A 13,001-nucleotide genomic window follows, 5' to 3' on the forward strand; every position below is an offset into this window, starting at 1 on the left:
CCGACCCCCACCCCCGGTGATCTGAAACTGGCCGACCCCGGACCCCAGACCTGCAAGTTCAACCAGACCTGCACCATCCAACTCACCGCCACCGGCGGCAAACCCGCCATCCACTACACCGCCACCGGCCTCCCCTTCGGACTCACCCTCGACACCAACACCGGACGCATCACCGGCAAACCCTGGGCCACCGGAACCCTCCGGATCACCGCAACCGCCACCGACACCACCCCCACCACCGCCACCACCACCTTCCCCCTCACCATCAACTGGTTCTGATCAGCGGCAGGGGGCGGGCGCACACCGTCCGCCCCCGGAGCCCCGCACGGTTCCACGCGAAACAGTGACATGCATCACCATGGCGCAACTGATCACGGAAGCATTACGTCCGTTCAACCGTCCCCGACATGTCGATATTTGTCCCACTCGAATCGACATTACCCTCTTCACCCGACATGGGCGTGTCAAGCGCGAGCACCCTCTGCGGCAACTGGCCACGTCACAGCGATGTCTGAGGGAGGGTCCCGATCTCACGCGGCCGGACGACCACCCGGTCAGCACGACTGTCCGCCCTTTTCAAGCCCGGCGCCCGGCCCTCCCCCACCGCCCCGCGGCGGGACTTGCCAGCCCGTTCCGGGGCTTCTAAGAATGGCGGCCCGGCCCCCGCGCTCCAGCAGCTCAGGCGCAGGACGCATCGCAGAAACCACGTGAGGTCACGCATGCACAAACACCGCAAGAAGACGCACTACAAGAAAATAACCATCGCCGCCGTCACCCTGGGCCTCGTGGGCATACCCACGGCCGCCATGGCATGCCTGCACACGAACGACGCGGGTGGGGCGAAGGCCGGCGGCAGGCACGGCATGCGCCCCTCCCACACCGCGCCCTCCCCCACCGAGTCCATCCAGACTGCGGCGGACCCGGCGCAGGCCCCGCTCCCGGTCGATACGGCGACGGCCGCGCCGGCCGCGCAGACCACGCAGGCCCCGGAACCGACCCCGCCCGCCGCGGAGCCGACGCAGCGGCCCCCCGCGGCGAAGCCCGCGCGCCCGGCCCCGGCGAAGCCGAAGGCTCCGCCCACCGCGGAGCAGCCGACCGCCCCGACCGGTGCGGCCTCCGGCCCCGCGGCCGAGGTGGTGGCCCTCGTGAACCAGGAGCGCGCCAAGGTCGGCTGCTCGGCGCTCACCGTCAATCCCAAGCTGACGGCCGCCGCGCTGAACCACAGCCAGGACATGGCCGCGCACTCCAACATGTCGCACACCGGCTCCGACGGTTCGGGCCCGGGCGAGCGCATCACCCGCAGCGGCTTCACCTGGATGACGTACGGCGAGAACGTCGCGTACGGCTACAGCACCCCCGAGCAGGTCATGACGGGCTGGATGAACAGCCCCGGGCACCGCGAGAACATCCTCAACTGTGCTTTCAAGGAGATCGGCGTCGGACTCGCCCAGCCGAACTCCTACTGGACGCAGGACTTCGGCACGGCCCGCTGACACCTCCCGTCAGCGGGAGGTGTCGAACACCTCGTCCCGCGTCGTGGCCAGGGCACACTCCAGTGCCCCGCGCAGGACGGGGTGCTCGCGGATGTCGGCGAGCACCAGCGGCGGCTGGCAGGCGGAGAGTTCGGCGAGCTCGGCCTCGACCAGGGCGCGCAGCGGCTCGCCGCCCGCGAGGAACACTCCGCCGGAGAGGACGACGAGCTCGGGGTCGAGGACGCCCGCGATCGATGACAGGCCGGTGGCGACGCCGGTCGCGAACTCCTCCAGCACCTTGCGGTACGGGCCTTCGGTCTCGGCCGAGGCCCGCCGCAGGATGGCCATGGCCTCGTCGAGCGCCGGATCGGCCGCACCGTGGCGTCCGGTGCCCGGGTGCGGCTCCGCGTCGTCGGAGCCGTCCGCGACGTGGGCGGCGTGGGCGATGCCCAGTCTGCGCGCCATCGCGGGGACCGCATGGCAGCCCGCGAGGTCCTGGTACCCGCCGGTCTCGGCCACCTCGGGATGGCGCACCAGCGGCGTGCCGGGCACGGGCATGAAGCCGACCTCGCCGGCCCCTCCCGTACGCCCGCGGTGCAGGCGGCCGCCGAACATCATGGCGGCGCCGATGCCCTCCTCGTTCCAGAGCAGGAAGAAGTCCTCGTACCCGCGGGCCGCTCCGGTCCGCCCCTCGGCGATGGCGACGAGGTTGACGTCGTTCTCGCAGTCGACGGGCATCGGGAGCCGGGCCGCCAGCTCCCGCAGCAGGGTCGGCGACTGCCAGCCCGGCAGGTGGCTGGGGTAGCGGAGCCGGCCCGCGCGGTGGTCGAAGGCGCGCGGGGCACCGACGACGACCCGGTGGATCGCTTCGGAGGTGAGCCCGGCCGCCCGCGCGGCGCCCTCGACGGCCGCGATCACCTGGTCGACCTCGCCGCCGCGCTCCTCGGGGACGGTCAGCTCGTACGTGCCGACCGTCCGCCCGGTGAGGTCCGCGACCGCCGTCCGGATCAGGCCGGGTGTCACGTCGAGCCCGGCCACGTACGCGGCCGCCGGGTTGAGCGTGTAGAGCAGGGCGCCCGGTCCGGGGTGCCCCGCGGAGGTGCCGCCGGCCACGACGAGGCCGGACTCCTCCAGGCGGGCCAGCATCTGCGAGGCCGTCGGCTTGGACAGACCGGTCAGCCGGGCGATCTGGGCCCGGGACAGCGGTCCCTGTTCCAGCAGCAGCTCCAGGGCCGTCCGGTCGTTCAAGGTGCGCAGGACCCGGGGTACACCGGGTGCTCGGTTCGTCACACGTACCCCTGGTCGACTGTCAGAAGATCTTCCTGCCCATACTACCGGCGCCGGTTCCCCGGGCCGTGGGCGTCAGCGGCGCCGGGGCCCCTCGGCGCTCGCGCGTTCCATGCGACGCGCCATCAGGTAGGCGTACGGAGACTGCCCGTACGCGAGCCGGAACCGGCGGCCGAGCTCCCCGGCCGCCATGCCCGCCCCGCGGGCGAGCGCCTCGACGTCCAGTGGCCGCGCGCACTCCCGGTCGATCCGGTCGCGGACGTGGCGCAGCCGGGCGAAGTCCTCCAGGCGCTGCGCCTGGGTGAGTGCGCGTCCCCACGCGGGATTGCACATGCGAGAACCCCCCTCGTCCCGGTGTGGTGGCTCAGCGGACCTCTTGGATGCGGATCAGGTTGCCCGCGGGGTCGCGGAAGGCGCAGTCGCGGATGCCGTACGGCTGGTCGGTCGGCTCCTGGACGACCTCGGCGTCGCCGGCCCGGACCTTCTCGAAGGTGGCGTCGAGGTCCCGGGTGGCCAGCAGGATCCAGCCGTACGTGCCCTTGGCCATCATCTCGACGATGGTGCGGCGCTCGTCCTCGGTGATGCCGGGGTCGGCGGCGGGGGGCGCCAGGAGGATGGAGGTGCCGGGCCGGCCGACGGGGCCGACCGTGATCCAGCGCATCTTGCCCTGGCCGACGTCGCTGCGGACCTCGAACCCGAGGATGTCGCGGTAGAAGGCCAGCGCGGCCTCCGGATCGTCATGCGGCAGGGAGCTCGTGTGAAGGGTGATGTCCATGACCACACGGTAGGTGGGGCGGATGCTCCCGCGCTTCTCCGTTCCTGATCCGTCCGCCGGTCACTTTCCGACGGTGTTCATCAAGATGATCGCCGCGAGGTCGGCGAAGATGACGAAGAGGATGCCGAAGATCATGACCCACGCCCGGCGTGATTCGTCCATGCGTTTCAGTCAAGCCCCGCGACCCCCGAGCGGCAACCAGAGCGCTTGCGAGGCGGGGTTTGTATCCGTCGCGTATCAGGCAGCGCTTGGTTCTCCATCGAAGCGGGAGGCCGGTCGATGACGCCCTCGCCGCGCCCGCCACCTGCCGTATCGTTCCTTTCGGGCCGCCCGCCGCCCCCGCCCGTCCGCCCCCGCAGGAGTCGTCCCCGTGCCCTCGTCCACCCCCGCCCCGGCCCCCGCGCGCCCCGTGCGCGTGCTGCTGGTGGAGGACGACGAGCTGATGCGCAGGTCGTTCACCGTGGCCCTCGAACGCTACGGCTACCGGGTGGAGGCCGCGGCCGACGGTCTCACGGGGCTGGAACGCTTCCGCGACGGCGACACGGGCGAGGACCCGGACCGCGTCGGCGACGGCGACGGCGACGGCGACGGCGACGGCGACAAGAGCTTCGACCTGCTGATCCTGGACGTGATGCTGCCCGGTCTGGACGGCATCGGCCTGTGCCGCAGGGTCCGCGAATCCAGCCTGGTCCCCATCCTGATGATGTCCGCCCGCGGCGACGGGCTCGACATCGTCGCCGGCCTGGAGGCCGGGGCCGACGACTACGTCGTCAAGCCCGTGGACACCTACGTGCTCGTGGCCCGCATCCGCTCGCTGCTGCGCCGCGCGACGTACGCGCCCTCCGCCGCGGCGCCCGGGCGCGGCGCGGGCGAGGAGGCGGCCACCGCCTCCGAGGGCCACCTGCTGGTCTTCGGGGACCTGACCCTCGACACCGGCGGCCTGGAGGTCTTCGTCTCCGGAAGCCCGGTGGCGCTGACCCCCACCGAGCTGAAGCTGCTGCTGGAGTTCGCCGCCCACCCCGGCGTCGTACTGGAGCGGCACACCCTGTTGCGCAACGTCTGGGACTACGGCTGGGACGGCGACAGCCGGGTCGTGGACCTGTGCGTGCAGCGGCTGCGCCGCAAGCTCGGCCGGGATCGGATCGAGACCGTCCGCGGCTTCGGCTACAAGCTCAGGCGCTGAGACCGGTGCGCCCGTACCACCGCCTGCCCCGGCCGGACCGCGTCTCCCTGCGCTGGAAGATCGCCGCACTGGCCGCGGCCACCGCCTGCCTGGTCGCCGTGGCCGTCGGCGTACTCGTCCACCTGTGGACCGCGAGCGACATCCGCGGCCGCGCCGGGATGCGGGCGTACAACGGCGTGTACTCGGCCATGGACGCCTACCGGCGCACCGGCACGCTCACGGGCGGCGCCCGGCTCGACCCGGCCGACCTGCCCGCCGCACTGCGCGAGCCGGCCGATGACGAGCGGCACACGGCCTACGACGGGCGGATCGACAACAACGTCGGGCCGAGCGTCTGGGGCGCCCAGCGGGTCGCCGGACCGGGCAGCCCGGTGCTGGCCGTCCAGGTCAACATGAGCTCGGAGCTCTACGACCTGCGCCGGCTCGACATGAGCGTGGCCGTGGCCTCGCTGGTCTCCCTCGCGGCGGCCGTGCCCCTGGCGGCCTGGGGGGCCGGGCTGCTGGGCCGACGGCTGCGGCGGGTCTCCGAGACCGCGGGCCGGATCTCGGCCGGTGACCTGGACGCCCGTACCGGGCCCACCAAGGGCGGCGACGAGGTGGCCGAGATCGCCGCCACCGTCGACCTCATGGCGGACAGCCTCGGCCGGCGGCTGCGCACCGAGCGGCAGTTCACGGCGGACGTGGCCCACGAGCTGCGCACGCCGGTCGGCGGGCTGCTGGCCGCCACCGATCTGCTGCCGCCCGGGGAGACGGAGGACCTGGTCCGGGGCCGGGTACGCGATCTGCGCGCTCTGGTGGAGGACCTGCTGGAGATCTCCCGGCTGGACGCGGGCGCGGAGCACCCGGTCCGCGCCCACGTACCGCTCGGCGCGGTCGTCCGCGAGGCGGTCGCGCGCACCGGGTTCGACGCGTCGGTGACCGTCACCGGAGCCGGGGGTGCGGCCGGCGCCGGTCCCGCCGAGACCGTGGAGACCGATCCGCGCCGCCTCGAACGGATCGTCGGCAACCTCGTCGTCAACGCCCACCGGCACGGGGCCGCTCCGGTCGAGGTCACCGTCGAGGGCCGTACCGTCGTCGTGCGCGACCACGGCTCGGGCTTCCCCCCGGACCTGCTGCGCGAAGGTCCGCGCCGCTTCCACACCGGCGCTGCGGAGCGCGGCTCGGGCCACGGGCTGGGCCTGACCATCGCCCTGGGACAGGCCCGGGTCCTGGGCGCCGAGCTGCGCCTGGACAACGCCCCGGACGGCGGCGCGGTCGCCACGCTGCGCCTGCCCGCCTCCTGACGGACCCGCCCCCTCCCCACTGCTCCGCCCGACCGCTCCGCCCACCCCCCTACACAACCGATACGAACCGACGCGGACCCCGATACACGGCGGCTCCGGCCCCGATACACGTCCCGGACACCCTTCGAAGTGCATCCACCCGCACCGAAGAGGAGCCCCCGTGACCACCGCGCCCTTTGACTCCCTCACGCCGCACCCGACGACCGGGTTCGCCGCGGCCACCCGCGACCTGTCGAAGGTCTACGGCAAGGGCGACACCCGGGTCGTCGCCCTGGACCGTGTCAGCATCGACTTCCGGGAGGGCGAGTTCACCGCGATCATGGGCCCCTCCGGCTGCGGCAAGTCCACGCTGATGCACTGCGCCGCCGGGCTCGACTCGGTCAGCTCCGGCTCCGTGCGGATCGGTACGACCGAGCTGAGCACCCTGGGCGACCGGCAGCTGACCGAGCTGCGCCGTGACCGGATCGGCTTCATCTTCCAGGCGTTCAACCTGCTGCCGACGCTGACCGCGCTGGAGAACATCACGCTGCCGCTGAGCATCGCCGGCCGCCGCCCCGACCGGCAGTGGCTGGACCGCGTGGTCTCCATGGTCGGCCTCTCCCAGCGGCTCGGCCACCGGCCCGGACAGCTGTCCGGCGGGCAGCAGCAGCGCGTGGCGGTCGCCCGCGCCCTGGTCTCCCGGCCCTCGATCATCTTCGGCGACGAGCCCACCGGCAACCTCGACTCCCGCGCCGGGGCGGAGGTCCTCGGCTTCCTGCGCGACTCGGTGCGCGAGCTCGGTCAGACGGTGGTCATGGTGACCCACGACCCCGTCGCCGCCGGCTACGCGGACCGCGTCGTCTTCCTCTCCGACGGGCGGCTGGTCGACGAGATGTCCCGTCCCACCCCGGACCGGGTGCTGGACCGGATGAAGGCGTTCGACACCCACGCCCGCACCAGCTGACGCCCGCACGCACCCGTTTCCGTATCCGGCCCCGTCCCCGTACCCGGCCCCCCGAGTCCCCGAAAGCTGCCCATGCTGAGAACAGCCCTGCGCAACGCCCTGGCGAACAAGGCCCGACTGGTCACGACCGTTCTCGCGGTCTGCCTCGGTGTCGCCTTCGTCTGCGGCACCCTCGTCTTCGCGGAGTCCTCCGCCGCTGCCTACCGCGTCGCCGCCTCGAAGAACTTCGCGGGCATCGCGGTCACCGTGACCCCGAAGTACACCCCGCCCGGGGCCGGCGGCGAGCAGGCCGGAGCGCTCGACGACGCGCTCGTACGGAAGCTGGCCGAGGTACCCGGCGTCGCCGCCGCGCGGCCCGCCGCCGACGGCTCGGCCACCCTGAACGGCGCGGACGGCCGTCCGCTGCGGGCCGGCAAGGCCTGGGCGAACCTGGCCGCCGCCTACGTACCGGGCCAGGACGGCAAGGACGGCCGGTATCCGCTGGTCGAGGGCCGTGCTCCGCGCGGCGGTGAGGAACTCGCCGTGGACAGCGGCACCGCCGCGGCCGGCGGGTTCAAGATCGGCGACACGGTCACGCTGGCCACCGACGGCCCGGTGCTGAAGAAGCGGCTCGTGGGCATCGTCAGGACCGGGGACTCACGGGTGACCGCCGGCGGCACCCTCGCCGTTTTCGACAAGGCGACCGCCCAGGAGCTGTACGCGTCCCCGGGCCGGTACACGTCGATCGACGTGTCCGCGAAACCCGGCACCGACGAGTTCCGGCTGGCCGAGGGGATCCGGGCCCTGCTCCCGGCCGACCGGGCCGAGGCCGTGACCGGCTCCGCCCAGGCGACCCAGCAGGCCACCTACACCGACACCCTGACCCGCGGTTACCAGAAGATGCCGATGATCTTCGCCGGGGTCTCGCTCTTCATCGGCTCCTTCCTCATCGTCAACACCTTCACCATGCTCGTCGCCCGGCGCACCCGGGAGATCGCGCTGCTGCGCGCCATCGGCTCCTCACGCCGCCAGGTCGTCCGCTCCGTCCTCTGGGAAGCGGTCGTCCTCGGGCTGGTCTCGTCGGCGGCCGGCTTCGTGCTCGGCCTCGGCATCGCCTCCGTACTGCCCGGCCTTCTGAGCACCTCGCAGGACAGGCTGCCCGACGGTCCCCTCGTGATCGGCCCGCTGCCCGTCGTGGCGGCGCTGGGCGTGGGCGTGGGCATCACGGTGCTCGCCGCGTGGCTGCCCTCGCGCAAGGCGGCCAAGGTCGCGCCCATCGAGGCGCTGCGCGCGTGCGAGCAGCCGCCCACCGCGACCGCTTCGCGGGTGCGCGGCGGCGTGGGGCTGGTCCTGCTCGCCGCCGGCGGCGGGCTGCTGGTCTCGCTGACGGGAGCGAAGGACGCCTCGGAGGCGAACCTGCAGAACGCGATGTTCGGCTGCGCCCTGATCGTGGTCGCCCTGATCGTGCTGGCGCCGCTGCTCGCCGTCCCCGTGATCCGGCTGACCGGGCGGCTGACCGGCCGCCTCGGGATCACCGGGCACCTGGCCCGTGAGAACGCGCTGCGCGACCCGCGGCGCACCGCGGCCACCGCCGCCGCGCTGATCGTCAGTACGGCCCTGGTGGCCGGACTGGCCGTCATCGGGAACTCCACCGGGCAGGCCCTGGACCGCCAGGCCGCGGCCGGCCTGGGCGCCGACTACGTGATCGGCAGCCGCACCACCATGACCGCCATCGACCCGGGCACGGAGAAGCGGGTGGCCGCCACGCCCGGAGTGCGGACGGCGGCCGGCGTGGCGGACTCCACCGTCTTCACCGGCGGCGCCGTCCGCGCGATCGCCGGCGTCGACCCCGCCACGGTCGGCGAGGTCATGAAGCTCGACTTCGCCGCGGGCTCCCTGAAGGACCTCGGACCGGGCCGCGTCGCCCTCTCCGCCACCGTCGCCCGGGAGCAGGGCGTGGGCGCGGGCAGCCAGGTCAAGGCCCGCATCGGGCAGAACCAGGAGTTCACGCAGTACACCGTCGTCGGCGTCTACGCGGACAACCCCACCGCCGGGGACGTGCTGGGCTCGCGTGCCGACGTGCAGCGGGACAGCTTCCTGCCCGACTCCGTCCAGCGGATCCTCGTACGCGCCGACGGCGCCGCGGTCTCGAAGACCACCGAGGACCGGCTGCGCGCGGCCGCGGGCAACAGTCCGCTGGTGCAGGTGAAGGACCGGCAGGCACTCGTCGACGAGGCCGCGGGCTCCCTGGCCGACCTGCTGACGCTGATGTACGGCCTGCTCGCCATCGGCACGGTGATCTCGCTGCTCGGCATCGTCAACACCCTGGCCATGTCGGTCGCGGACCGCACCCGCGAGTTCGGAGTCCTGCGGGCCATCGGAATGGACCGCGCCGGGATCCGGCGGATGATCCGCCTGGAGTCGGTGACGGTCGCTGCCTTCGGCACGCTGCTGGGCCTGGCGGGCGGGCTGTTCGGGGCCTGGGGGGTCGGGTCGCTGACCAACGGCGCCATGAAGGAGTACTCCCTGTCGCCGCCCTGGGGCACGCTGCTCCTCGTGTGCCTGGTGTCCCTGACGATCGGCGTGCTCGCGGCCGCCGTGCCGGCCCGCCGCGCGGCCGCCCTGAGCCCGCTGGAGGCCGTGGCGCAGAGGTGACGGGCGTGCGCGCGGGACGCGCCCGCGCACGTGACGCGTGACGGACGTGCGCGGATGCCGCCGAGGGCCGGGGTGGTCGGACCCGGCCCTCGGCGTCGTGCGCTCACTCCCCCCGCGGGCTCACCAGAGCACGGGCATCCGCTCCGGGATCCGCTTCATGAACCCCGTGCGCCAGACGAGTTGCTCGATCGGCACGGCCAGGTCGAGGCCGGGCAGCCGCTGCAGGAGCACCTCGATGGCGATCTGCGCGTGCCGCTTGCCGAGGGCGGTGGCCGGGCAGTAGTGGCCGCCGCCGCCGAACGAGAGGTGCGCGTTCGGGTTCGGCCGGTCGAGGCGTACGGAGTGCGGGTCCTCGAACTCGGCGGGGTCGTGGTTCGCGGCCTCGACCAGGACGAGGACGAGCTCCCCCTTCTGCACGGTGACGTCGCCGAGCCGCATGGTCTCGGTGGCGATCCGGGGCAGACCGTCGGCGATCGACAGGTTGATGCGCAGCAACTCGTCCACGGCGGCCGGGATGAGCGCCGGGTCGGCGATCAACCGCGCCTTGAGATCGGGGTGCTGGATCAGCGAGACGAGGGCCATGGTGAGGAACCCCATGACGCTGATGACGCCTGCACCGAACATCGTGACGCCGACGGTCGCCAGCATCTCGTCGGTCAGGTGCGCGTATTCGGGGTCCTCGCGCAGGGCGGCGAGTTCGGCCATGAGACCGGTCGTGTCCGGGTCGTTGAGCCGGTCGATCATGTGGCCCATGTCGCGGTCCCAGTTGATGCCCGCCGCGGGGATGGTGCGCGGGCTGTTCATGAACGCGACGTGCAGCGAGCGGTAGAGGTCGGGGCCGTCGCTCTGCGGGATGCCGAGGATGTGGCAGTGCAGCCCGGTGGAGTACGGGACCGTGAAGTCGCGGCGCAGGTCGCCCGGAATCCCGGTGGTGACGAGCCGGTCGACGAGGGCGTGGGCGTGGCCGGTCAGCCACGCCTCCAGCCCGGGGGCCTTCGGGTTGAGGGCCTTCATCACGGCCTTGCGCAGCCCGGCTCCCGTGATGTTCCCCATGTTGTTGACCACCTCCGGGGGGATGGTCAGCGCGTACTGGCGGGGCGCGCCCTCGGCGGAGGTGTCCTTGAGGGAGAACCGAGGGTCGTCGAGCACCTGCCTGCACAGGGGATACGAGGACACCAGCCAGGCCTGCGCCCCGGCAATGGTGCGGACCTTCTTGACCGGCTCGTGGGCGAGGAGGTGCGCGATCTCGTCGGGCAGCCGCGTGCCGTTGGCGTCGAACGGGAACCGGGTGAGCTCGTCGGCCATGGCCGCCGTGGCGGGTTCGATGGTGCTGGTCATGCGGGGCGGTCCTGTTCTTCGCGTTCTTCGGCGGGGGTGATGACGGCGTGGCCCTGATTGCGCGAGGCGCGCAATCCCCAGCCCCGTGCGTACAGCAGCTCGGCCAACGGCAGTGCCTGGTGGTAGCAGTTGAGCGAGGAGGAGACCCCGAGGATGGCCGGGGTGTCGAGGAACAGCGGCACTTCGGCGCACACGTACTTGATGCACACCTGGCGCTGCAGCTCGGTCGGCGGTCGGCCGCCCAGCTTGTCGGCGAGGAAACGGGCCGCGAGTTGGTCGCAGACCTCGCGGAACTCGGGGTCGTCGGCCATGAGGACGTCGAGCCCGGAGCGGATGCGCTGGTAGGCGGGGAGCTCCAGGAGTGCGGACATGGGGCGGCCGCGCAGCCGCTCCCCTTCGGGGTCGAGGACGGCGACGGCGGAGGTGACCTTGGCGCGGACGCCGCGGAGGTTCTTCACCGCCTTGCGCTGTGCTTCGACCTCGGGGTAGCCGAGGGCCACGAACATCTCGGCGACGTGCATGTCGGTCCAGATGAGATCGACCTGCCGGAAGTGGTCGAGTCCCCACCGGGCGAGTTCGAGCACGCGGTCGTGGGTGAAGTAGGAGTTCCCGGACGAGATGCCTATGACGGCATGGTCTCCCTCGTCGTGGATGACCTGGCAGTGAGGCGTATAGGGACGGACGGCGAAGATGCCTTGAATGGCAGTCGTCAACGTGAGTATTTCCCCTGCGCCACGAGTCCCGCAGGGCCGTGTGCCCTGGGTGTGGCGGCGCGAGAGATGACGCTACCGAGAACGGGCCTGATGATCCAGAGCTACCGACCGGTTACTCTACGGATTTGTGCTCCACGAGCTGTGCGATCATACGATCTGGACCCCGGGCGGATTCGCCAGGCCCCTGGAATCACCCCTGTAATCACCCCCTCCCCGGCGTTCACCGGCAGGTTTCCCGGGTAGACGGCTCGGGTGAGCCATGTGACGCGCGGCAAGGAATACTCCCGCGACGACCGGTACCTCACCACCCGGATCACCGCCGACGGACGCGACGGACATCCCGTGCAGCCCGGCCGCTACCGGCTGGTGGTCAGCCGCGCCTGCCCCTGGGCGAGCCGGGCGGTGATCGTACGGCGCCTGCTCGGCCTGGAGGAGGCGCTGCCCATGGCCATCGCCGGGCCCACGCACGACGAGCGCAGCTGGCGCTTCGACCTCGATCCCGGCGGGCGCGACCCGGTGCTCGGCATCGAGCGGCTGCGGGAGGCGTACCTCGCCCGGGATCCCGGCTACGACCGGGGCATCACCGTCCCGGCGATCGTCGACGTACCGACGGGCCGGGTCGTGACCAACGACTTCTCTCGGATGACGATCGACCTGTCGCTGGAGTGGAAGCCGTACCAGCGCACCGGGGCTCCGGCGCTCTACCCGCCCGCGCTGCGGCCGGAGATCGACGCCGTGAACGAGGTGGTCTACCGGGACGTGAACAACGGCGTCTACCGGGCGGGTTTCGCCGGATCGCAGGAGACGTACGCGGCCGCGTACGAGCGGTTGTTCCGGCGGCTCGACTGGCTCTCCGCGCGGCTGGAGGGCTCGCGCTACCTCGTCGGGGACACCATCACGGAGGCGGACGTACGGCTGTTCACCACACTCGTGCGCTTCGACGCCGTCTATCACGGCCACTTCAAGTGCAACCGGCAGAAGCTGTCGGAGATGCCGGTGCTCTGGGCGTACGCCCGGGACCTGTTCCAGACGCCCGGGTTCGGCGACACGGTCGACTTCGACCACATCAAACAGCACTACTTCCTGGTGCACGACGACATCAACCCGACCGGGATCGTGCCGCTCGGCCCGGACCCGTCGGGCTGGCTCGCGCCGCACGGCCGCGCGGCGCAGGGCGGGCGGCCGTTCGGCGACGGCACGCCGCCCGGCCCCACCACGGCGGCGGAGAGCGTCCCGTGGCCGTACGCGCAGGGAGGCGTGTCTTCGCCTGCTCCGACCACGAGCGCGGCCGCGGCTCCGCCCCCCGTCCCCCCGGCCGCGGGCGCGGGCGGGGGGAGGGGGGGGGGGCGCCGGCCAGTCCCTCACTAGGCGCC

General features: G+C 72.6%; 11 protein-coding genes and 1 pseudogene. 7 read left to right on the top strand and 5 right to left on the bottom strand.

The genetic code is table 11. The annotated features are described in order from the left end of the window. A partial coding sequence (locus tag AB0M92_RS38445; RefSeq protein WP_366107041.1) for a putative Ig domain-containing protein occupies positions 1–279 on the top strand: 279 nt, incomplete at its 5' end. A 440-nt stretch (positions 280–719) separates the two neighbouring features. Next, positions 720–1,493, top strand: a complete 774-nt coding sequence (locus tag AB0M92_RS38450; protein ID WP_366107042.1) for a CAP domain-containing protein — start codon at positions 720–722, stop codon at positions 1,491–1,493. A gap of 9 nt (positions 1,494–1,502) precedes the next feature. Here AB0M92_RS38450 and AB0M92_RS38455 read toward each other — a convergent pair whose 3' ends face one another. From AB0M92_RS38455 to AB0M92_RS38465, 3 genes and pseudogenes are all read right to left on the bottom strand, one after another. Then, positions 1,503–2,762 (bottom strand): ROK family transcriptional regulator, encoded by a 1,260-nt coding sequence (locus AB0M92_RS38455; RefSeq protein ID WP_366107043.1) that lies wholly within the window; start codon positions 2,760–2,762, stop codon positions 1,503–1,505. Between the two features lie 93 nt (positions 2,763–2,855). Beyond that, a pseudogene (locus AB0M92_RS38460) lies at positions 2,856–3,092 on the bottom strand (AraC family transcriptional regulator); the annotation flags it as partial. A 31-nt stretch (positions 3,093–3,123) separates the two neighbouring features. Beyond that, positions 3,124–3,534 carry a VOC family protein gene (locus AB0M92_RS38465; RefSeq protein ID WP_366107044.1) on the bottom strand — a complete coding sequence of 137 codons (411 nt, stop codon included), beginning with the start codon at positions 3,532–3,534 and terminating at the stop codon, positions 3,124–3,126. 442 nt (positions 3,535–3,976) lie between these two features. Between AB0M92_RS38465 and AB0M92_RS38470 the strand changes: the two genes are divergently transcribed. From AB0M92_RS38470 to AB0M92_RS38485, 4 genes are all read left to right on the top strand, one after another. After that, positions 3,977–4,717 (top strand): response regulator transcription factor, encoded by a 741-nt coding sequence (locus tag AB0M92_RS38470; RefSeq protein WP_366107050.1) that lies wholly within the window; start codon positions 3,977–3,979, stop codon positions 4,715–4,717. A 5-nt stretch (positions 4,718–4,722) separates the two neighbouring features. Continuing rightward, positions 4,723–6,000: a HAMP domain-containing sensor histidine kinase gene (locus tag AB0M92_RS38475; RefSeq protein ID WP_366107045.1), complete on the top strand. Its 1,278-nt coding sequence runs from the start codon at positions 4,723–4,725 to the stop codon at positions 5,998–6,000. 229 nt (positions 6,001–6,229) lie between these two features. Further along, complete coding sequence (locus tag AB0M92_RS38480; RefSeq protein WP_366107051.1) at positions 6,230–6,943, top strand: ABC transporter ATP-binding protein; 714 nt, start codon at positions 6,230–6,232, stop codon at positions 6,941–6,943. Positions 6,944–7,015: 72 nt separating this feature from the next. Continuing rightward, the gene (locus AB0M92_RS38485; protein ID WP_366107046.1) at positions 7,016–9,577 is read left to right on the top strand and encodes an FtsX-like permease family protein; all 2,562 of its coding nucleotides are present in this window, start codon (positions 7,016–7,018) and stop codon (positions 9,575–9,577) included. A 120-nt stretch (positions 9,578–9,697) separates the two neighbouring features. On the opposite strand, the gene AB0M92_RS38490 is transcribed toward AB0M92_RS38485, so the two are convergent. Both AB0M92_RS38490 and AB0M92_RS38495 read right to left on the bottom strand, forming a co-directional pair. Continuing rightward, positions 9,698–10,915: a cytochrome P450 gene (locus tag AB0M92_RS38490; protein WP_366107047.1), complete on the bottom strand. Its 1,218-nt coding sequence runs from the start codon at positions 10,913–10,915 to the stop codon at positions 9,698–9,700. After that, positions 10,912–11,628: a tRNA-dependent cyclodipeptide synthase gene (locus AB0M92_RS38495; protein WP_366107048.1), complete on the bottom strand. Its 717-nt coding sequence runs from the start codon at positions 11,626–11,628 to the stop codon at positions 10,912–10,914. Before AB0M92_RS38495 ends, AB0M92_RS38490 begins: the two co-directional genes overlap by 4 nt. 252 nt (positions 11,629–11,880) lie before the next feature. Between AB0M92_RS38495 and AB0M92_RS38500 the strand changes: the two genes are divergently transcribed. Continuing rightward, entirely contained in the window at positions 11,881–12,996 is a 1,116-nt protein-coding gene (locus tag AB0M92_RS38500; RefSeq protein WP_366107049.1) for a glutathione S-transferase C-terminal domain-containing protein, read from the top strand. The last annotated feature ends 5 nt before the right edge of the window (positions 12,997–13,001 follow it).

Source organism: Streptomyces sp. NPDC051582, from assembly GCF_040681715.1.
Classification (GTDB): Bacteria; Actinomycetota; Actinomycetes; order Streptomycetales; family Streptomycetaceae; genus Streptomyces.

Coding starts and splice junctions, on each gene's coding strand:
- AB0M92_RS38450 (WP_366107042.1), top strand. CDS start 720: ATGCACAAACACCGCAAGAAGACGCACTACAAGAAAATAACCATCGCC.
- AB0M92_RS38465 (WP_366107044.1), bottom strand. CDS start 3,534: ATGGACATCACCCTTCACACGAGCTCCCTGCCGCATGACGATCCGGAG.
- AB0M92_RS38470 (WP_366107050.1), top strand. CDS start 3,977: ATGCGCAGGTCGTTCACCGTGGCCCTCGAACGCTACGGCTACCGGGTG.
- AB0M92_RS38490 (WP_366107047.1), bottom strand. CDS start 10,915: ATGACCAGCACCATCGAACCCGCCACGGCGGCCATGGCCGACGAGCTC.
- AB0M92_RS38485 (WP_366107046.1), top strand. CDS start 7,016: ATGCTGAGAACAGCCCTGCGCAACGCCCTGGCGAACAAGGCCCGACTG.